This window comes from Streptomyces sp. NPDC006923 (genome assembly GCF_040635655.1).
In the GTDB taxonomy this organism is placed as follows: Bacteria; Actinomycetota; Actinomycetes; order Streptomycetales; family Streptomycetaceae; genus Streptomyces.
Genome location: NZ_JBEYIF010000038.1, coordinates 1 through 23262, shown reverse-complemented (window position 1 = coordinate 23262; position 23262 = coordinate 1). Strand labels below are relative to the sequence as shown.

At 71.6% G+C, this 23262-nt stretch carries 3 protein-coding genes; all 3 read right to left on the bottom strand.

Features of this window, described 5'->3' with window-relative positions; genetic code table 11:
- On the bottom strand, positions 1 to 3758 hold a 3758-nt coding region (locus ABZ707_RS32695), incomplete at its 3' end, for a type I polyketide synthase (protein WP_360182337.1).
- A 61-nt stretch (positions 3759 to 3819) separates the two neighbouring features.
- Positions 3820 to 20988 (bottom strand): SDR family NAD(P)-dependent oxidoreductase, encoded by a 17169-nt coding sequence (locus ABZ707_RS32690; RefSeq protein ID WP_360182334.1) that lies wholly within the window; start codon positions 20986 to 20988, stop codon positions 3820 to 3822.
- Between the two features lie 94 nt (positions 20989 to 21082).
- On the bottom strand, positions 21083 to 23262 hold a 2180-nt coding region (locus ABZ707_RS32685), incomplete at its 5' end, for an SDR family NAD(P)-dependent oxidoreductase (protein WP_360182331.1).

Below are 23262 nucleotides of genomic sequence, written 5' to 3'. Positions count from 1 at the left end.
TCCCCGCCCCCCACCACCGACGCCGACGCAGAACCAGCAACCTCCGTCCACTCCACACGGAACAACGCATCACCCACACCAGACCCCGACGCCGAGCCAAGCTGATCCGGGGACACCGTACGCAGCGCAAGGCTCTCGACCGTGACGACCGGCGCACCCGTCGAATCGGCGACGGCAAGTGACACATCGCCCGTGGAGCTGGGCGTCAGCCGTACCCGCAGGGCGGACGCGCCGACCGCGTGCAACGAGACTCCGCTCCAGGAGAACGGCATCCGGCCCTGGCCCGTCTCGTCGCGCTGTCCGGCGTCAAGCGCGAGCGCGTGCAGGGCCGCGTCCAGCAGGGCCGGGTGGAGGCCGAATGCCTCTGCCTCGCCCCGGGCGACCTCCGGCAGCTCGACCTCCGCGAAGACCTCATCGCCACGCCGCCACGCCGCACGCAAACCCTGGAAAACAGGACCGTAGTCAAAGCCCACCGAAGCGAACCCCTCATACAGCCCCTCAACCGCCACCTCCCGCGCTCCCTCGGGCGGCCACACCACCAACTCCCCGGGAACCGACACACCGGCATCCGACAGCACACCCGTGGCATGACGCACCCACGGCTCATCGTCCGAAGCGTCATCGGCACGCGAGTGGAATGCCAGTGAGCACCGGCCCGCCTCGTCCCGCGCGCCCACCACGATCTGGAACTGAAGGGCCCCTTCCTCCGGGAGGACAAGCGGCGCCTCAAGGGTCAGCTCCTCAACGAGGGCGCAGCCGACCTGTGCGCCCGCCCGGACGGCCAGTTCGACAAAGGCCGTCCCCGGCAGCACCACCGATCCCATCACCATGTGGTCGGCGAGCCAGGAGTGTGTCCGGAGGGACAGCCGGCCGGTGAACAGGAAACCGTCGGCGTCGGCGAGCGCGACCGCGGCTCCCAGCAGGGGATGATGGGCCGAACCCAGCCCGGCGGAGGCCACGTCGCCCGCCTCCACCCCGGCGTCCAGCCAGTAGTGCTCGCGCTGGAACGCATAGGTGGGCAGCTCCACACGTCGCGCACCGGTGCCCGCGAAAAACGCCTCCCAGGCGGCGGACACACCACGTACATGCAGTGCGCCGAGCGCGCCGATCAGCGTCTCGGCTTCCCCGCGCGCCGCGCGCTGGAGCGGTACGAAGCCGATCAGGTCCGGCTCGTCAACCAGGCATTCCGCACCGAGCCCGGACAGCACACCGTCCGGACCCAGCTCGACACAGGTCGACACGCCCTGTGCCTGGAGTGCGCGTACTCCGTCGAGGAAGCGGACGGCCTCACAGACATGGCGCACCCAGAACTCCGGGGCGGTGATCTCGTCGGCCGTGACAAGGGCCCCGGTCAGATTGGAGACCACCGGGATCGCCGGGGTGTGGTAGGTCAGGCTGCGGGCCACCTTGCGGAAGGCGTCCAGCATCCCGTCCATCAGCGGCGAATGGAACGCGTGGCTCACCGTCAGCCGCTTCGTCTTACGCCCCTCGGACTCGAAGTGCGCCGCCACCGCCAGAACGGCACCCTCATCACCCGAGACCACAACGGACGACGGACCATTGACCGCGGCGACGCCCACCCGGTCGGTGAGCAGCGGCGTCACCTCGTCCTCGGATGCCTGCACCGCCACCATGGCGCCACCACCAGGGAGGCGCTGCATCAGCCGGCCACGCGCCGCCACGAGCAGACAGGCATCCTTCAGCGACAGGACACCCGCGACATGGGCGGCCGTGATCTCACCGATCGAATGCCCGGACAGGAAGTCCGGCCGCAACCCCCACGCCTCCACCAACCGGAACAACGCCACCTCAACGGCAAACAGAGCCGGCTGAGTGAACCCCGTACGGTCCAAAGCCTCGGCATCCTCACCGAACAGGACATCCTTCAGAGGCCGCTCAAGCCTCCCGTCCAACTCCCCACACACCGCGTCCAACGCCTCCGCGAACACCGGAAACACCTCATACAACTCACGGCCCATACCCAGCCGCTGACTGCCCTGCCCCGTGAACAGGAACGCCAGCTTGCCCCGAACGGCACCACCCCGCACCACACCAGTGCCTGCACCCCCCTCCGCCAACACCGCCAACCGCTCCAAAAACTCCCCACGATCAGCGCCCACCACCACCGCACGATCCTCAAGCACCCCACGCGACGTCGCCAGCGAAAACCCCACATCCCCCACCGACAATCCAGAACCCGCCTCCACAAACGCACGCAACCGACCCGCCTGCGCCCGCAACCCCGCCTCACCACGACCCGACACCACCCACGGCACCACAGGAAGCACCACCGGACGCACCGACCCCGACACCACACCCCCACCACCGGCGAGAACGTCACCGTCCGCCGTCTCCGTGGCCTCCGCCACCGCCTCGGCCGGGGCTTCTTCGATGATGAGATGGGCATTGGTGCCACTGATGCCGAAGGACGACACCGCCGCGCGACGTGGCCGACCATGCTCGGGCCAGGCCCGGGCCTCGGTCAGCAGCTCGACGTCGCCCGCCGACCAGTCGACGTGCGGTGTCGGTTCGTCCACATGCAGCGTCTTCGGCAGCACACCGTGCTGTATGGCCTGGACGACCTTGATGATCGCCGCCACACCGGCGGCGGCCTGTGTGTGTCCCACGTTGGACTTGATGGAGCCCAACCAGAGCGGGTGTCCTTCTGACCGCTCCTGTCCATAGGTGCCGAGCAGCGCCTGCGCCTCGATGGGGTCGCCCAGGCTGGTGCCGGTGCCGTGCGCCTCGACGAGATCGATGTCGTCGGGGGTCAGCCGGGCGTTCGCCAGTGCCTGCCGGATCACCCGTTGCTGGGAGGGACCGTTGGGCGCCGTCAGTCCGTTTGACGCACCGTCCTGGTTGACCGCGCTTCCCCGGACGATCGCCAGTACGGGGTGTCCGTTCCGGCGCGCGTCCGAGAGCCGCTCGACGAGCAGCATGCCCGCGCCCTCGCTCCAGCCCGTACCGTCGGCGGCTGCCGCGAAGGACTTGCACCGGCCGTTGGTGGCCAGGCCGCGCTGTCGGCTGAACTCGGTGAAGGTGCCGGGGGTCGCCATCACCGTGACACCGCCGGCAAGGGCCAGCGAGCATTCGCCGTTGCGCAGTGCCTGCATCGCCAGATGCAGGGTGACCAGGGAAGAGGAGCAGGCCGTGTCCACGGTGACGGCGGGGCCTTCGAGGCCGAAGGTGTACGCGACGCGGCCGGAAGCGATACTGCTCGACCCGCCCGTACCCAGATACCCCTCAACACCGGGCGGCACCACACGCAACCGCGACGCGTAATCGTGATACATCACCCCAGCGAACACACCCGTACGACTGCCCCGCACCGTCGCCGGATCAATACCCGCCCGCTCGAACACCTCCCACGACGTCTCCAACAACATCCGCTGCTGCGGATCCATCGCCAACGCCTCACGAGGCGAAATCCCAAAAAACGCGGGATCAAAATAATTCGCCTCATGCAAAAACCCACCCTCACGGACATAACTGGTACCACGCCCGTCAGGATCCTCATCGAAAAGTCGCTCGATGTCCCAGCCCCGGTCCCGAGGGAACCCGCTGATCGCGTCACCACCGGTCTCGACGAGCCGCCACAGATCCTCCGGCGACTCCACACCGCCGGGGTAACGGCAGCTCATCCCGATGATCGCGATCGGCTCGCGGTCCTCGGACTCCACCTCCTGGAGACGGCGGCGCGTCTCGTGCAGGTCGGCCGTCACCCGCTTGAGAAAGTAACGGAGCTTTTCCTCGTTCATCGTTGCGTTCCCCTTCGAGGGAGCCTGAAGCTCTGGGTCGTTCATACCGTTCGCCGCCATGTCAGGAGATCCCGAACTCTTTGCCGATGAAGTCGAAGAGATCGTCATCGGTGGCCGATTCGAGTTCACCGGCGACGTCGGCGCCGTCCTCCGGCGCTCGGTCGTCGCTCCACTTGGTGAGCAGTGCCTGCAGGCGCGTGGTGATCCTGGCGCGGCCTTCGTCGTCCGTCACCGTGGCCCCCACGAGGGAGGATTCCAGTCTGTCCAGCTCGGCGAGGAGCGGTGTGACCGCCGTCCCGCCGTCCCCGACGATCTCGGCGCGCAGGTACACCACCAGCGCGTTGGGGGTCGGGTAGTCGAAGATGAGCGTGACCGGGAGCCGTACGCCCGTTGCCGCGCCCAGCCTGTTACGGAGTTCGACCGCGGTGAGTGAGTCGAAGCCGACCTCACTGAACGAGCGGCCCGGCTCGACCTCCTCGGGCCCGGCGTAGCCGAGTACGGCGGCCACCTGACCGCGGACGGCGTCCAGGAGGAGTTCGTCCTGCCCGGCCGGCGGGAGCGCCATGAGCCGGGTGAGGAGTGCCTCGGCTCCACCGCCCGCCGGTGTCCCGGAGTCGGCGGCCCTGCGAGCCGGTGCCCGGACCAGGCCGCGCAGCAGCCCCGGCAGCATGCCGTTGACCGCCTGGGTCCGCAGAGCCCCCATGTCCAGGGGCAGTGGCACGAGCTGGGCCGTGTCCGTGCTGAGCGCCAGGTCGAAGAGGGCCAGGCCGTCGTCGGGTGAGATCGGGCGTATGCCCGAGCGTGCCACGCGGGACAGGTCGTCGTCGCTGAGTGTCCCGCCCATGCCGCCGTCGGCCCAGAGGCCCCAGGCCAGGGACGTCGCCACCAGACCACCCGCCCGACGATGCTCCGCCAGCGCATCCAGATACGCATTGGCAGCCGCGTAATTCGCCTGCCCCGCACCACCGAACACACCCGCCGCCGACGAGAACAACACAAACGCCGACAGACCCATCCCCAACGTCAACTCATGCAGATTCCACGCCCCCACCGCCTTCGGACGCAACACCCCTTCCAGCCGCTCCGGCGTCAACGAACCCACCACACCGTCATCCAGCACACCCGCCGTATGCACCACCGCCGTCAACGGAAACTCCTCCGGAATCCCCGCCAACACCCCCGCCAGACCCTCCCGATCCGCCACATCACACGCCACCCACTCCACCACAGCACCCAGACCAGCCAACTCCGCCGCCAGCTCAGAAGCCCCCTCCGCCGCACCACCACGACGACTCACCAACACCAAACGCCGCACCCCATACACCGCCACCACATGCCGCGCCACCAAACCACCCAACACACCCGACGCACCCGTCACCAACACCGTGCCCTCAACGCCAAAGGGCGGCACCTCCACCGATCCCACACCCGCCCGCACCAGACGCGGCACCAGAACCCGCCCCTTACGGACCGCCAGTTCGGGTTCACCCGAAGCCACAGCCGCCGCCAGGGCTGCCGACGACTCACCGGCATCATCCACATCGACCAGCAGGAACCGGCCCGGATTCTCCGACTGCGCCGACCGCACCAAACCACGAACCGCCGCATGACCCAGATCAGCCACCCCCTCACCCGCATCAACCGCCACCGCACCACACGTCACCACCACCAACCGCGAACCAGCCAACACATCCTCAGCCAGCCACGCCCGCACCAAACCCAACACACCCGCCGTCTCCTCCACCACCACACCACCATCACCCACCCCCACAGGAGCAAGCCACACCACCACCTCATCCGGCACCACACCACCCGACTCCACCGCCGCCACCAACCCCGCAACATCCCCATACGCGGCCACATCGGTGGCCAGTGCGTCGAGGTCGAGCGTCGCGGGTGAGCCGAGCACGGCCCAGCGGTTCGTCGGGGCAGAGGCGATGTCCGTCGCGGATACGTGTGTCCAGTCCATCTGGTAAAGGGAGTCCGCGGGACCGCCCCGGGCCGCGCCGAGTTGCGCGGGCGCCGGGGCCCGCAGTGCCAGGCTCTCAACCGTGCCGACCGGTGCGCCGGTCGCGTCAGCGATGGCCAGTGACACACCGTCCGCCGAGGTGGGGGTGAGCCGTACCCGCAGTGCGGACGCGCCGACCGCGTGCAACGAGACACCGCTCCAGGCGAACGGCAGCCGGCCCTGGCCGGTACCGCCCTCGGTGTCCGTACTCAGCCCGAGCGCGTGCAGGGCCGCGTCCAGCAGCGCCGGGTGCAGCACGAAGGTCTGTGCCTCCGCCCTCGCGTCCTCGGGGAGTCGGACCTCGGCAAAGGTGTGCTCGCCGAGCCGCCAGGCGGCTCGCAGGCCCTGGAACACCGGCCCGTAGTCAAAGCCCGACGCCGCGAGTCCGTCGTACAGACCGTCGACGGCGAGTGGTTCCGCGTCCTGGGGAGGCCAGACGGTCAGGTCGACCGGTTCCCGGCGGCCGGTGGTGGTCAGTGCGCCGCTCGCGTGCCGTGTCCACTGCTCGTCGGGAGAGGCGTCTTCGGCTCGGGAGTGCAGGGTCAGCGGGCGGCGGCCGGTCTCGTCGGCCGCGCCGACGGACAGCCGCAGTCGTACGCCTCCTCGCCCGGGCAGCACCAGCGGTGCCTCAAGGGTCAGCTCGTCCAGGGTCTCGCAGCCGACCTCGTCCCCGGCGCGGATCGCCAGTTCGACAAAGGCGGTGCCGGGCAGCAGGACCGTGCCCATCACGGCGTGGCCGGCCAGCCATGGCTGGGTTTCCAGCGACAGCCGTCCGGTGAAGACGTAGCTGTCGGAGTCCGGCAGCTCGACGGCGGCACCGAGGAGCGGGTGCCCGGTGGCCGCCAGTCCGACCGTCGAGGCGTCGCCGCCCTTCGGGCCGGCGTCGAGCCAGAACGGCTTGCGCTGGAAGGCGTAGGTCGGCAGATCCACCCGGCGCGCGCCGGTTCCGGCGAATATCGCCGCCCAGTCCGGGGACGCGCCTCGGGTGTACGCGGCGCCGAGGGCCGTCATGACCGTCTCGGTTTCGATGCGTCCGGCGCGCAGTGCGGGGACAAAGGCCAGTCCCTCGCCGATGGCGCAGTCCTGCGCCATGGCCGTCAGCACACCATCGGGACCCAGCTCAAGGAACGTCGTGACACCCTGCGCCTCAAGCGTTCGCACCCCGTCCAGGAAACGGACACCCTCCCGCACATGCCGCACCCAGAACTCCGGATCACCCATCTCCCCCGCCGACACAACAGCACCGGTCAGATTGGACACGATCGGAATCTGCGGGGCCTCGTAGCCGAGTCCGGAGACCACCTGGCGGAACGCCTCCAGCATCCCGTCCATCCGCGGCGAATGAAACGCGTGGCTCACCGTGAGCCGCTTGGTCCGACGCCCCTCCGCCTCAAAACGCCCCGCGATCTCCAGCACCACGTCCTCATCACCGGACACCACCACCGAAGAAGGTCCGTTGACCGCCGCCACCCCCACCCGGTCCGACAGCAGCGGCGAAACCTCGTCCTCCGACGCCTCCACCGCCACCATCGCCCCACCCGACGGCAGCCCCTCCATCAACCGGCCACGCGCCGCCACCAGGGCACACGCGTCCGCCAACGACAACACACCCGCCACATGCGCCGCCGTAATCTCACCCACCGAATGCCCGGACAGGAAATCCGGCCGCAACCCCCACGACTCCACCAACCGGAACAGCGCCACCTCCACCGCGAACAACGCCGGCTGAGCAAAACCCGTACGATCCAGCAGCCCCGCATCCTCCCCGAACACCACATCCCTCAACGACCACCCAAGACGCACATCCACATGCGCACACACCGCGTCAAACGCATCCGCGAACACCGGATACACCTCATACAACTCACGCCCCATACCAAGACGCTGACTCCCCTGACCGGTGAACAGGAACGCCACCTTGCCGCTGTCAGCCGAAGTCCCGGAGGCCGGTGGCTCGACCAGGCCCGCTGTGGGGCGGCCCGCCGCCATGGCGTCCAGAGCTGCCTGGAATCCGTCGCGGTCACGGGCGACAAGCACCGCTCGGTGCTCAAAGGCGGCGCGGCCGAGGGCCAGGGAGAGGCCGGTGTCCGCGACGCGGGCGTCCGGGTGGTGGGCGAGATGGGCGAGCAGCCGCGCACCCTGGTCGCGCAGTGCCTGCGGAGTCCTGCCGGACAGCACCCACGGAAGCGGTGCGCCGGTGTCGCTGTCGGGTCCTGTCAGTGGAGGTACGGGGGCCCTGTCGTCGGCCGGCGGCTGTTCGATGATGACGTGCGCGTTGGTGCCGCTCATGCCGAAGGAGGAGATGCCGGCGCGACGGGGCCGTCCGGTCTCGGGCCAGGGACGGGACTCGGTGAGCAGCTCCACGGCACCCGCCGACCAGTCCACATGCGGAGACGGCTCATCCACATGCAACGACCGGGGCAACACACCATGCCGCATCGCCAGCACCATCTTGATGATCCCCGCCACACCCGCAGCCGCCTGCGTATGACCAAAATTCGACTTGATCGACCCCAGCCACAACGGCCGACCCACATCACGACCCTGCCCATACGTCGCCAGCAGCGCCTGCGCCTCGATCGGATCACCCAACCGCGTCCCCGTACCATGCGCCTCCACCGCATCCACATCCGACGACACCAGACCCGCACCCTCAAGAGCCCGCCGAATCACCCGCTGCTGCGACGGACCATTCGGCGCCGTCAAACCATTCGACGCACCATCCTGATTCACCGCCGAACCACGCACCAGCGCCAACACCTGATGCCCGTTCCGCCTCGCGTCGGAAAGCCGTTCCACCAGGAGCATGCCGACGCCCTCGCCCCAGGCCGTGCCGTCGGCGGCGGCCGCGAAGGGCTTGCAGCGGCCGTCAGCGGCGAGTCCGCGCTGCCGGCTGAACTCGGTGAAGACATCGGGTGTGGTGATGATGGTGACGCCGCCCGCGAGGGCCAGGGTGCACTCGCCCTGCCGCAGTGCCTGCGCCGCGAGGTGCAGCGCCACCAGCGACGACGAACACGCCGTGTCGACAGTGACCGCAGGGCCCTCGAAGCCGAAGGTGTACGAGACCCGGCCGGAGGCGATGCTGCTGGAGCCTCCGGTGCCGAGATAACCCTCGACGCCTTCCGGGACGGTGTTCAGGCGTGACACGTAGTCGTTGTGCATCTGGCCGACGAAGACGCCGACCGGGGCGCCGCGCAGCGCCGTCGGGTCGATGCCGGCCCGTTCGAAGGTTTCCCAGGACGTCTCCAGGAGGAGCCGCTGCTGCGGGTCCATGGCGAGCGCCTCGCGCGGGTTGATGCCGAAGAACGCCGGGTCGAAGTGGTGGGCGTCGTAGAAGAAGCCGCCTTCGCGGGCGTACGAGGTGCCGGGGCTGTCGGGGTCGGGGTCGTAGAGCGCCTCGATGTCCCAGCCGCGGTCTCCCGGAAGCTGGGCGATGCCGTCGCGGCCCTCGGCGAGGAGCTCCCAGAGGTCTTCGGGGGTGCGTACGTCGCCCGGGAAGCGACAGCTCATGGCGACGACGGCGATCGGGTCGTCGTCCGTCGCGGTGGCGGCCCGCGTGGGCAGCGCGGTGGCGGCCTCGGAGCCGAGCAGCTCGTCCCGGAGGTGGTCGGCGAGTGCGGTGGGGGTCGGATAGTCGAAGACCAGGGTGGCGGGCAGCCGGAGCCCGGCGGCGGCGCCGAGCCGGTTGCGGAATTCCACCGCGGTGAGTGAGTCGAAGCCCAGATCCTTGAAGGCGCGGCCGGCGTCCACCGCGTCGGGCGTGGCGTGTCCGAGGACGGTCGCGACCTGGCCGCGTACGAGATCGAGCAGCGCCCGCTCACGTTCGGCCGTGGACAGCGGCATCAGGCGTTCCGCGAGAGACGTGTCGTGGGCGGCGGGCCCGGACCGTACGACGCGCCGGGCCGGTGCGCGGACCAGGCCGCGCAGCAGGGCGGGGACCATGCTCGGGTCGGCGCCGCGCAGCGGGCCGAGGTCGAGCCGCATGGGGACCAGGAGCGGTTCGCCGGCCAGATGGGCGGCGTCGAACAGCGCGGTTCCCTCGTCGGAGGAGAGGCCGAGGACGCCGGAGCGCGCCATTCGGGAGGTGTCGGTCGCGTCCAGTTCGCCGGTCATGCCGCTGGTCTCGGCCCACAGGCCCCAGGCCAGGGAGGTCGCGGGGAGTCCTTGGGAGGCGCGGTGGTGGGCGAGGGCGTCCAGGAAGACGTTCGCGGCGGCGTAGTTGGCCTGTCCCGCGGCGCCGAAGGTGCCGGCGGCGGAGGAGAACAGGACGAAGTCGGCGAGGTCGGCGCCCCGGGTGAGTTCGTGCAGGTTGACGGCCGCGTCCACCTTGGGCCGCAGTACGCGGTCGACGCGTTCCGGTGTCAGTGTGGCGACGGTGCCGTCGTCCAGCACCCCCGCGGTGTGTACGACGGCGGTCAGCGGGTGCGCGGCCGGTACGGAGGCGAGGAGCGCGGCCAGGGACTGCCGGTCGGCCGCGTCGCACGCGGCGATCGTCACCTCGGCGCCGAGGGCGCGCAGTTCGGCGGCGAGGTCGGCGGCGCCCGGGGCCTGTTCGCCGCGCCGGCTGGTGAGCAGCAGGTGCCGTGCGCCGCGTGCGGTTACGGCGTGCCGTGCGACGAGGCCGCCCAGGGTGCCCGTACCGCCGGTGATCAGTAGGGTGCCGTCCGGGTCCCAGTAGGCGGGGACGGTGAGGACGACCTTGCCGGTGTGCCGGGCCTGGCTGAGGTGGCGGAAGGCTTCGGGGGCCCGGCGGATGTCCCAGGCCGTGACGGGCAGCGGGGTGAGGACGCCGGCCTCGAACAGCCCGAGCAGTTCGGTGAGCATCACCTGGATGCGGTCGAGTCCGGCTTCGGTGAGGTCGAACGACTGGTAGGTGACGCCGGGGTGGTCGGCCGCTGTCTGTGCCGGGTCGCGTACGTCGGTCTTGCCCATCTCGACGAATCGGCCGCCGCGCGGCAGGAGCCGGAGTGAGGCGTCGACGAAGTCGCGGGCGAGGGAGTTGAGGACGACGTCGACACCGTGTCCGCCGGTCGCCTCGCGGAAGGTCTTCTCGAAGTCCAGGGTCCGGGACGAGGCGATGTGGTCGTCGGTGAGGCCGAGGGAGCGCAGGGTGTCCCATTTGCCGTCGCTCGCCGTGCCGTAGACGTCGGCGCCCCAGTGCCTGGCGAGCTGTACGGCGGCCATGCCCACGCCGCCCGCGGCGGCGTGCACCAGCAGTGTTTCGCCGCTCTCCAGCGCGGCGAGGTCCCGCAGCGCGTAGTAGGCGGTCATGAAGACGATGGGGACGGTGGCCGCTGCGGCGTAGGTCCAGCCGGCCGGGATCGGGGCGATCATCCGGCGGTCGACGACCGCCATGGGTCCGAAGCCGCCGGGCACCATGCCCAGGACCCGGTCGCCCGGCGCGAGGTCGGTGACGCCGGGGCCGGTCTCGATGACGACGCCGGCGGCTTCGCTGCCCATCAGGCCGGCGTCGCCCGGATACATGCCCAGGGCGTTCAGAACGTCGCGGAAGTTCAGTCCGGCGGCCCGGACGGCGATCCGTACCTGTCCGGTCTCCAGCGGTGCGGCCGCTTCCGGGCAGGGCAGCAGGGTGAGGTTCTCCAGCGTGCCCTTGTTCTCGATGTCCAGGCGCCAGGCCCGTTCTCCGGCCGGCGGGACGAGCGGGCCCGCGCTGGCGACGCGCGCCAGGCGCGGGGCGTGGACGGTGCCTCTGCGCAGGGCGAACTGAGGCTCTCCGGTGGCGAGCGCGGCCCCCAGGGCGGCGTAGGAGGAGTCCTCGCCGTCGGTGTCGGCCAGCACGAGCCGGTCGGGGTTCTCGGACTGGGCGGCGCGGACCAGGCCCCAGACCGGTGCCTGGGTCAGGTCGCGCACCCCGGAGTCGGCCTGGGTGGCGACGGCGTTCCGGGTGAGGAGGACCAGGCGGGAGCCGGCGAACCGTTCGTCGGCGAGCCAGGTCTGTACGCGGGCGAGCGCGTCGTGGACGGCGGTACGGACGGCGCCGGGCAGTGCTTCGGTGGGCAGGCCGGTGCCGGTGGGCCAGGGCAGCAGGACATACGCCGGGGGTTCGGCTCCCGCGGCCAGGGCCTCGGTGAGTGTGTCCGGGTCGGCGTACACGGTGGCCGGTATTCCGCCGGTCGCGGTGGCCGGCAGGCCGTCGCCGAGGACCGCCCATGGGCGGCTGTCCGTGTCCGGGGCGGCGACGGGCACGGTCGCCCAGTCCAGGCGGAACAGCGACTCGTGGGTGGTGTTGCCGCTTCGCGGTCCCGCCTGGACGGGACGGAAGGTCAGGTTGTCGACGGAGGCGACCGGGGCGCCGTCGGTGTCGGCCAACTGAAGCGACACACCGTCCGGGCCGGTGGGAACGAGCCGTACGCGCAGGGTGTCGGCGCCGACGGCGTGCAGGGTGACGCCGTTCCAGGAGAAGGGCAGCCGGCCCTGTTCGTCTCCGCCGGGGCGGGCGAACGTGCTGTGCAGGGCGGCGTCGAGAAGCGCCGGATGCAGGCCGAAGGGCGCGGCCTGGGCTCGGTGCTCCTCGGGCAGGGCGACCTCGGCGAAGGTCTCGTCGCCGCGCAGCCAGGCGGCCGTGAGTCCCTGGAAGAGCGGTCCGTAGGCGAATCCACCGCCGGCCAGGTGCGCGTAGAGCCCGTCGACGCCGACCGGCTCGGCGTCTCGTGGCGGCCATTCGCTCAGGTCGAAGCCGGGACGGGGCGCGCCGGGAGCGAGCACACCGCCGGCGTGCCGGGTCCACGGGTCGCCGTCCTCGGCGTCCTGCGGCCGGGAGTACACCTCCAGGGTGCGGTGTCCGGAGTCCTGGGGAGCGCCTACGACGACCTGGAGTTGTACGGCGGTGTGTGCGGTGAGGACCAGGGGTGCTTCGAGGGTGAGTTCCTCCAGGTGGTCGCAGCCGACCTGGTCCCCCGCACGGATCGCCAGCTCCACAAAAGCCGTGCCCGGCAACAGCACAGAACCCATCACCGCGTGATCCGCCAGCCACGGATGCGTCTCCAGCGACAACCGCCCCGTATACAGAAAACCATCGGAATCCGCCAACGCCACAGCCGCACCCAGCAACGGATGATCCGCAGCGCCCAGCCCCGCCGCGACCACGTCGCCGACAAAGCCGGCCGGTGCCTCCAGCCAGTAGCGGCTGCGCTGGAAGGCGTAGGTGGGCAGGTCGACGCGGTGGGCGCCGGTGCCCGCGAAGTAGGCGGCCCAGTCGACGGAGACGCCCTGGACGTGCAGCAGTCCGAGGGCCGTGGTGAGGGTGGCGGCCTCGGGACGTCCCGCGCGCAGGGCAGGGACGAAGGCCAGTGTTTCCGTGGTGACGCAGTCCTGCGCCATGGCCGTCAGAACGGCGCCGGGGCCCAGCTCCAGGAAGGTGGTGACTCCGGCTTCCTCCAGGGTGCGCACGCCGTCGAGGAAGCGCACCGCTTCGCGGGCGTGGCGTACCCAGAACTCGGGGTCGCGGATCTCGTCCGCTGAGACGATCGCGCCAGTGAGGTTGGAGACGAGTGGGATCCCCGGGGCCCGGTAGGTGAGTCCGGCCGCGACACGCCGGAATGCCTCCAGCATGGCGTCCATGTGGGGCGAGTGAAAGGCATGACTGACCGTCAGTTGTTTGGTCCTGCGGCCTTCGGTCTCGAAGTGCGCGGCGATGCGCCGGACTTCGTCCTCGTCGCCCGACACCACCACGGACAGCGGGCCGTTGACCGCCGCGATGTCCACGCGCCCGGTCAGCAGCGGCCGTATCTCGTCCTCGGCCGCCTGGACGGCCGCCATCGCTCCGCCGGAGGGCAGCGCCTCCATCAGCCGGGCGCGCGCGGCGACGAGTTCGCAGGCGTCGGCCAGTGAGAGCACGCCCGACACATGCGCGGCGGCGATCTCTCCGACGGAGTGTCCTGACAGGAAGTCGGGCCGTACGCCCCAGGATTCGACGAGCCGGTAGAGGGCGACCTCGACGGCGAACAGCGCGGGCTGGGTGAAGCCCGTACGGTCCAGCGCGGTGCCGTCCTCGAACAGCACGTCCTTCAGGGGCCGGTCGAGATGCCGGCCGAACTCTTCGCACACCTCGTCCAGCGCCCGCGCGTAGCGCGGGAACGCCGTATGCAGTTCACGGGTCATCCCGGCCCGCTGGCTGCCCTGGCCGGTGAACAGGAAGGCGGTCTTGCCCTCGGTGACGGTGCCCTCCGAGAGACCCGGGGCGGATTCGCCGAGGGACAGCGCCTCCAGTGCGGTGAGGAAACCGTCGCGATCCTCCGCCACGATCACGGCCCGCCGCTCCAGCGCGGTCCTGGTCGTGGCCAGGGAGAAGCCGAGGTCGGCGAGGCCGTCGCCGGGGTGTTCCCCGAGATGCGCGAGGAGCCGGGCGGCTCCAGCCCGCAGCGCGTCGTCGCTCTTGGCCGACAGCGTCCACGGGAGCGTTCCGGGCTCGCGGTCTGCGACGGCGGCGCCGGGCGGTGTGCCGTTGTCCGGTGCGGTCTCGTCCGCCTCGGGTCCGGGAGCCTGTTCGATGATGGTATGGGCGTTGGTGCCGCTCACACCGAAGGAGGAGATGCCCGCCCGGCGTGGCCTGCCGTCCGTGTCCCACGCCGTGTTCTCCGTCAGCAGGCTCACGGCGCCCGCCGACCAGTCAACGTGCGGGGTCGGCTCGTCCACATGGAGGGAGCGGGGCAGCACGCCGTGGCGCATCGCCATGACCATCTTGATGATGCCGGCGGCGCCCGCCGCGGCCTGGGTGTGGCCGATGTTGGACTTGACCGAGCCGAGCAGCAGGGGCCGGTCGGCGGGCCGGTCCTGGCCGTACGTCGCCAGCAGCGCCTGGGCCTCGATCGGGTCACCCAGTGTGGTGCCCGTGCCGTGTGCCTCGACGGCGTCGACATCTGCGGTCGTCAGTCCCGCGCCGGCCAGCGCCTGGCGGATGACCCGCTGCTGGGAGGGGCCGTTGGGCGCGGTGAGGCCGTTGGACGCGCCGTCCTGGTTGACGGCGGTGGCACGGACGACGGCCAGCACGGGGTGGCCGTTGCGCCGGGCGTCGGAGAGCCGTTCGACGAGCAGCATGCCCGCGCCCTCGGACCAGCCGGTGCCGTCGGCCGACGCGGCGAAGGACTTGCATCTGCCGTCGGAGGCGAGGCCGCGCTGGCGGCTGAAGTCGATGAAGGTGTCCGGGGTGGACATGACGGTGACGCCGCCCGCCAGGGCCATCGAGCACTCGCCGTTGCGCAGCGCCTGTGCGGCGAAGTGCAGGGCGACCAGCGAGGACGAGCAGGCGGTGTCGATCGTCACCGCGGGGCCTTCGAGACCGAGGGTGTAGGCGACGCGGCCGGAGGCGACGCTGCCGGCCGTACCGGTGCCGAGGTAGCCCTCCAGTCCGCCGGGGATGGCGGGCAGCCGGGTGAGGTAGTCGTGGTACATCACCCCGGCGAACACGCCGGTCCTGCTGCCGCGCACGGAGGCGGGGTCGATCCCGGCGCGCTCGAACGCCTCCCAGGAGGTCTCCAGCAGCAGTCGCTGGTGCGGGTCCATGGCGAGGGCCTCACGCGGGCTGATGCCGAAGAAGTCGGGGTCGAAGTCGGCGGCGTCGTGCAGGAATCCGCCCTCGACGGTGACACTGGTGCCCTGCTGGTCGGGGTCGTCGCTGTGCAGCGCGTCGAGGTTCCAGCCACGGTCCTCCGGGAAGGCGCTGATCGCGTCGCCGCCGCCGGAGACGAGGGTCCACAGTTCCTCGGGGGTGGTGACTCCGCCCGGGTAACGGCAGCTCATGCCGATGATGGCGAGCGGTTCGTCGTCGGCGACGGCGACCGTCACCGGGGCCGCCGCGCCGCTGCCGGCCAGGTCGCCGAGGATCTCGGTCGCCAGGAAACCGGCGAGGGCGTTCGGCGTCGGGTAGTCGAAGACGAGGGTGGCGGGGAGCCGGGCGCCGGTGACGCCGTTGAGGCGGTTGCGCAGTTCGACGGCCGTCAGTGAGTCGAAGCCCAGCTCCTTGAAGGCACGTCCGGCGCCGACGGTTTCCGGCCCGGCGTAGCCGAGCACGGCGGCGACCTGGGTACGTACCGTCTCCAGCAGCAGCTGGCCGCGTTCGGGTACGGAAAGGCCGAGCAGCCGCTCGGCGAGCCCGCCGGCCTGGGCGGCGCCCGCGGCCTCCACGACGCGCCGGGACACCCCGCGGACCAGGCCGCGCAGCAGGGGCGGAACCGAACCCGGGTCGGCCTGGCGCAGCAGCGCCGTGTCCAGGTGCATCGGGACGAGCGCCGCCTCGCCGACGGCGAGGGCGGTGTCGAGGAGCGCCAGGCCCTCCGCCGAGGTGAGTGCGGCGACTCCGGCGCGGCTGATGCGCAGCCGGTCGGTGTCGTCCAGGTCGCCGGTCATGCCGCTGCGTTCGGCCCACAGGCCCCAGGCGAGGGCGGTGGCGGTGCGGCCCTCGGCGCGGCGGCGGTGGGCGAGTGCGTCGAGGAAGGCGTTGGCGGCGGCGTAGTTGGCCTGTCCCGGGCCGCCGAGGGTGCCGGCCGCGGCGGAGAACAGCACGAACGCCGACAGGTCGAGGTGCTTGGTCAGTTCGTGCAGATGGACGGCCGCGTCGACCTTGGGCGGCAGGACCGCGTCGAGGCGCGCCGGGGTGAGGGAGTCGATGACTCCGTCGTCCAGGACGCCGGCCGTGTGGACCACGGCGGTCAGCGGGTGTTCCGCGGGCACGGTGTCCAGTACGCGGGCGAGCGCGTCGCGGTCGGCGACGTCACAGGCGGCGAGGGTGACCTCGGCGCCGCTCTCGCGGAGTGCGTCGAGCAGTTCCGTGGCGCCGGGTGCCTCGGCGCCGCTGCGGCTGAGCAGCAGCAGGTGCCGTACACCGTGTTCGGCGGCCAGATGGCGGGCGACGAGCCCGCCGAGGGTGCCGGTGGCGCCGGTCACCAGGACGGTGCCGTCCGGTGCGGGCGCGGGCGGGAGTGTGTGGTGTTCCGTGCCGACCCGGGTCAGCCTCGGTACGGTCACAACGCCTTCGCGGAGGGCGAGTTGAGGTTCGCCGGTGGCCAGGGCGGTGGGCAGCGCGCGCAGCGAGGCGTCATCGCGGTCGGTGTCCAGCAGCGCGAACCGGTCGGGGTGTTCCGACTGCGCGGACCGCAGCAGGCCCCACAGGGGAGCGTGGATCAGGTCGGCCACGTCTGCGTCCGTGCCGCCCGGGACGGCTCCGCTGGTGACGAACACCAGCCGGGAGTCGACGAAGCGGGGCTCCGCGAGCCAGGCCTGCGCCAGTTCGAGGGCGTGGTGCAGGGCGTCACGTACGGCTTCCGGCAGCCCCGGGTCACCGGTGCCGACCGGCTCGGCGGGCTCCGTACTGAGGAAGTCCGTGTGCGGGAAGGGCACGAGGACGGAGTGCGGCACGGGTGCGCCGGCCGCCAGGGCCTCGCTCAGTTCGGCGGGTCCGGCGTACGCGACGGCGGTGGGCAGTGCGTGCGCGAGCGCTGCGGGCGCCTCGCCCAGCAGCGCGTACTGCCCGGTGGTGACGGTGGTGACGGCGGGAAGCCGCGCGGCGGTCCATTCGACGCGGAACAGCGACTCGTGGAAGGCACCGCGCGCGGCGTGCACCTGCTCGGGCGAGACGGGGCGCAGCAGCAGCGCCTCGACGGTGGCGACGGGCGTGCCGGACTCGTCGGCGGCCTGGAGGCGGACCTGGTCCTGTCCTGCGGGCGACAGCCGTACGCGCAGGGCGCGGGCACCCGCCGCGTGCAGCGACACACCGCTCCAGGAGAACGGCAGGCGGCCGTGTTCGGTGTCCGCCAGCAGGTCGCCCATGCCGACGCCGTGCAGGGCCGCGTCGAGGAGCGCCGGGTGCAGGCCGAAGAGGCCGGCTTCCTGGTGGGCGGCTTCGGGAAGCCGGACCTCGGCGAAGACGTCGTCGCCGGCTTGCCAGGCCGCTTCGAGTCCCTGGAAGAGCGGGCCGTAGGCGAAGCCGGACTCGGCGAGGCGCGGGTAGAGCCCGCCGAGCGGGACCTCGGTGGCGCCCGCGGGCGGCCAGGCCGTGAGGTCGAAGGCGGGAGCGGGGGCCCCGGCGGCGAGGACTCCGGTGGCGTGGCGGGTCCATTCGCCCTCGTCCCAGCCGGCGCCTTCGGTGTCCTGGACTCGTGAGTGCAGGGTCAGCGAGCGGCGGCCGTGTGCGTCGGGCGCGCCGACGGCGAGCTGGATCTGTATGCCGCCCTCGGGGGGCAGGGCCAGCGGCGCTTCGAGGGTGAGTTCGTCGAGGAGGTCGCAGCCCACCTGGTCGCCAACGCGCACGGCCAGTTCGACGAAGGCCGTGCCGGGCAGCAGGACGGTGTCCATGACGGCGTGGTCGGCGAGCCAGGGGTGGGTGTCGAGGGAGAGCCGTCCGGTGAACAGGAATCCGTCGGCGTCGGCGAGGGAGACGGCGGCGCCGAGCAGCGGATGGTCGGCCGGGCCGAGTCCCGCGCCGGTGACGTCGCCGGTCCAGACCGCGGGGGCGTCCGGCCAGTACAGCTCGCGCTGGAAGGCGTAGGTGGGCAGCTCGACGCGGTGGCCCCGGCCGGCGTAGACGGCGGCCCAGTCGACGTCGACGCCATGGACATGGGCGCGGGCGATCGCCTCGGCGACGGAGTGTGTTTCGGGCCGGCCGGCCCGGAGCAGGGGGACGAACGCGGCGCCGTCACCGGTGGCGCAGTCCTGAGCCAGGGCGGTGAGTGTGCCGTCCGGGCCGAGCTCCAGGTAGGTGGTGACGCCGTATTCCTCCAGGTGGCGGATGCCGTCGACAAAGCGGACGGCCTGGCGCACATGGCGTACCCAGTAGTCGGGTGAGCAGAGCTCGTCCGCGGAGACGGAGCCGCCGGTGACGTTGGAGACCAGTGGGATGACGGGAGGGGTGAAGGTGAGTCCGGCGGCGATCTCGCGGAACGCGTCGAGCATGGCGTCCATGTGCGGCGAGTGGAAGGCATGACTGACCGTCAGGCGCTTGGTCTTACGGCCCTGTCGCTCGAAGGAGGCGGCGAGCGCGAGGACGGCGTCCTCGTCACCGGACACCACCACCGAGAAGGGCCCGTTGACCGCGGCGACACTCACACCGTCACCGAGCAGCGGCATCACCTCGTCCTCGGACGCCTGGAGGGCCACCATCGCACCACCGGCCGGCAACGCCTCCATCAGCCGGCCGCGCGCCGCCACCAGGGTGCACGCGTCGGCCAGCGACAGCACACCCGCCACATGCGCCGCGACCAGCTCACCGATCGAATGACCGACGACGAAGTCCGGCCGTATGCCCCAGGACTCGACGAGCCGGTACAGCGCGACCTCGATCGCGAACAGCGCGGGCTGGGTAACACCCGTACGGTCCAGCAGATCCTGGTCGTCGCCGAACAGCACGTCCTTGAGCGGACGGTCCAGATGCCGGTCGAGCTCGTCGCACACCGCGTCGAGGGCCCGCGCGAACGCGGGGACGGTGTCGTACAGTTCGCGGCCCATGCCCGGACGCTGGCTGCCCTGTCCGGTGAAGAGGAAGGCGGTCTTGCCCTCGCTCGCGACTCCCTGGACGAGACCGGCGCTCACCGCGGTGTCGTCCTCGGCCAGCGCGGCGAGCACACGCAGGAAGTCCTCGCGGCCGTCGGTATCGTCGGTGGCCAGGAAGACGGCGCGGTGGTCGAGGGAGCTGCGGGTGGTCGCCAGGGAGCGGCCGAGGTCGAGCACTCCGGAGGACGGTTCGTCGCGGAGGTGTGCGGCGAGGCGCTCCGCCTGTGCGCGCAGCGCCGTCGCGCTCTGCCCGGAGACGAGCAGCGGTACCGGGCCGTGGAACGCGGCTGCCGCCACCGGGGCGGTGGCGGTGGTGTCGTCCGCGGGTTCGGCGGCGGGCGCCTGCTCGATAAGGGTGTGCGCGTTGGTGCCGCTCACGCCGAACGAGGAGACACCCGCCCTGCGGGGCTGGCCGGTCTCGGGCCAGGGCATGGTCTCGGTCAGCAGTTCGACGGCGCCCGCCGACCAGTCGACGTCCCGCGAGGGCGCGTCGACATGCAGGGTCTTCGGCAGCACACCGTGCTCGATGGCCTTGACCATCTTGATGATCCCGGCGACACCGGCGGCGGCCTGGGTGTGCCCGAAGTTCGACTTGATGGAGCCGAGCCGCAGCGGGCGGCCCTCCGGCCGGTTCCTGCCGTAGGTGGCGAGGAGCGCCTGCGCCTCGATCGGGTCGCCCAGGCTGGTGCCGGTGCCGTGTGCCTCGACGGCATCGACCTGCGCGGGTGTCAGACCGGCGTCGGCCAGGGCCTGGCGGATGACGCGCTGCTGGGAGGGGCCGTTGGGCGCGGTGAGGCCGTTGGACGCGCCGTCCTGATTGACGGCCGAGCCCCGGACGAGGGCCAGTACCTGGTGTCCGTTCCGCCGTGCGTCCGAGAGCCGTTCGACGACGAGCACACCGATGCCCTCGCCCCAGCCCGTGCCGTCCGCGCCGTCGGCGAACGCCTTGCAGCGGCCGTCGGGCGCGAGGCCGCGCTGCCTGCTGAACTGAATGAACGCGCGCGGGCTCGACATGACGGTGACACCGCCGGCCAGCGCCAGGTCGCATTCGCCGTTCCGCAGCGCCTGGACGGCCAGATGCAGGGCGACGAGCGACGCGGAGCAGGCCGTGTCGACGGTGACGGCGGGGCCTTCCAGGCCGTAGGTGTACGAGAGCCGGCCGGATATGACACTCGCCGCGTTGCCGGTCATCAGGTACTGCTCGACTCCCGGCGGGAGCTGGTGCAGCATTTCCGGGTAGTCCTGGCCGTTGGTGCCGATGAACACGCCCGAGGTGCTGCCGCGCAGTGTCACCGGGTCGATCCCGGCCCGTTCGAACGCCTCCCAGGAGAGTTCCAGGAGGAGTCGTTGCTGCGGGTCCATGCCGAGTGTCTCGCGCGGGCTGATGCCGAAGAATCCGGCGTCGAAGCGGCCCACGTCCTGGAGGAACCCGCCCTCCCTCGTGTAGCTGGTGCCCTGCTGGTCGGGGTCGGTGTCAAAGAGCGACTCGGTGTCCCAGCCCCGGTCGGACGGGAAGCCGGAGATGGCGTCGCCGCCCGACGACACAAGTGTCCACAGGTCTTCCGGAGATGTGATGCCGCCGGGGAACCTGCAGCTCATGCCGACGATCGCGATGGGATCGGGCTCCTGCGACTCCACCTCGCGGAGCCGCTGCCGTGTCTGGTGCAGGTCGGCGGTGACCCGCTTCAGGTAGTCGAGGATCTTGTCTTGATCCGCCATTGGAGCCTCACCCATGCTTCTCGTCACAACCCTTGCCCGTGTCGGGACCTGGGGGCTCTCGTCCGGATCCGGCCGGGCCCCTGATCCAACCTGACTAGATTCCGAGTTCTCTCTCGATGAAGTCGAAGACCTCGTCGGGTGTCGCCTCTTGGAGCTTCTCCGTCACGGTGTCGTCGGTGGATCCGGTACGCGGCTCGTCCCAGGTGGCCAGGAGAGCCCGAAGACGCGCGGCGATGTCCGCCCGCGTCCCTCCGTCGGGGTCGAGCACGGAGAGCGCGGATTCGAGTTGTTCGAGTTCCGCGATCCCCGGTGTGGCGCCCGAGCCGCCGTCCTGAGTGATCTCCGCACGCAGGAAGGCGGCCAGGGCTGTGGGGGTCGGGTGGTCGAAGACCAGCGTGGCCGGGAGTTTCAGCCCGGTGGCCGCGCCGAGCCGGTTGCGCAGTTCGAGGGCGATGAGTGAGTCGAAGCCCATTTCCTTGAACGCCCGTCCGGCGACGACCTCATCGGTTCCCGCGTGCCCGAGGGCGGACGCGGCGTGGGTGCGGACCAGTTCGGTGACGACCAGGGCCTGTTCGGCCTGGGACATGCCGGCGAGGCGCTGCCTGAGGGCCGCCGCCGGGGAGCCGTCCGTACCGCCGCCGCCGGACGACGTCTCGGTGAGGGCGCGCACGTCGGGCAGTCCGTCGAGGAACGGGCTGGGGCGCACGGCCGTGTAGCCGGGTGCGTAGCGCTCCCAGCGGATGTCGGCCACGGCCACAACGGTGTCGGCGTGGTCCAGTGCCTGGTGCAGCGCCGCGACGGCCAGCTCCGGGTCCATGGCGGGGAAGCCGCCCCGGTCGAGCCGCTCACCGATCGCCCCGTCGGCGGCGAGCCCGCCACCGCCCCAGCGGCCCCAGGCCACCGAGGTGGCGGGCAGTTCGTCGGCGCGGCGCTGCTCGGCGAGCGCGTCGAGGTAGGCGTTGGCGGCGGCGTAGTTGGCCTGGCCGGCGTCGCCGAGGGTGCCGGCGACGCCGGAGAACAGTACGAACGCGGACAGGTCGAGGTCTCGGGTCAGGTCGTGCAGATGGCGCGCGGCGTCGGCCTTCGGGCCGAGGACGGTGGCGAACCGCTCCGGGGTCATCGAGTCGAGGACACCGTCGTCGAGGACACCGGCCGCGTGCCAGACGGAGGTGAGCGGGCCGTCCGCGGAGATCTCCTCGATCAGCGCGGCGATCCGCGCGCGGTCGGAGACGTCGCAGGCGGCGACGGTGACCCGGGCGCCCAGCGCGGTCAGTTCGTCCCGCAGCCCGGCCGCGCCCGGCGCGTCAAGGCCGCGGCGCCCGGTGAGGACGAGGTGGTCGGCGCCGTTACGGGCCAGCCAGCGGGCGACGTACGCGCCGAGCGCGCCCGTACCGCCGGTGATCAGTGCGGTGCCGCTCGGCTTCCACGGGGCGCTGCCCGGTGCGTCGGCGAGTGGCGCGCGCGAGAGCCTGCGGGCGAGGATCCCGGCGGGACGGATGGCGACCTGGTCCTCGCCGTCGTCGGCGGCGAGGACACGGACGAGCCGGTCCAGGGCGCGCTCCTCCGGGGCGGCGGGAAGGTCGACGAGTCCGCCCCAGCGTTCGGGGTGTTCCAGGGCCGCCGTACGGCCGAGGCCCCAGATGAGGGCCTGTCCGGGGGCGTCGAGCCGGTCGGTGCGGCCGGTGGAGACGGCGCCTCTGGTGGCACACCACAGCGGCGCGGCCGTACCGGTGTCGCCGAGTGCCTGGAGCAGCGCGAGGGTGGCGGCCGGTCCGGTGTCGAGGCCGGTCTCTCCGTCGGTGGCGTTCAGGGCGAGCAGTGAGAGGACCCCGGCGTAGGGAGTGGCTCCGGCGTGGTCCTCTCGGAGGCGGTCGGCGCAGGACGCGCGGTCGACGCCGTCGGTGGGCAGTGTCATCTGCCGTACATCGGCGCCGCGTTCGGTGAGTGTCCGGACGATGCCGGTCGTCCACGGGTCCTGGCTGTGTGTCTCGGGCACCACCAGGAGCCAGGTACCGGTCAGCCTGGGTGCCTGGCTGTCGGTGAGTTGCTTCCAGGTGACGCGATAGCGCCAGGCGTCCAGTGTGGTGCGCTCGCGGCTCTGCCGGCGCCAGGAGGACAGGGCGGGCAGCACGGCGGTCAGGGAGGACAGTTCGTCGTCCGCGAAGCTCAGCGTGCCGGCGAGCGATTCCAGGTCCTCGCGTTCGACCGCTTCCCAGAACCGGGCGTCCGTCGCGTCGGCCTCCACCACACCCGGCAGCGCCGCAGGAGCCGCCT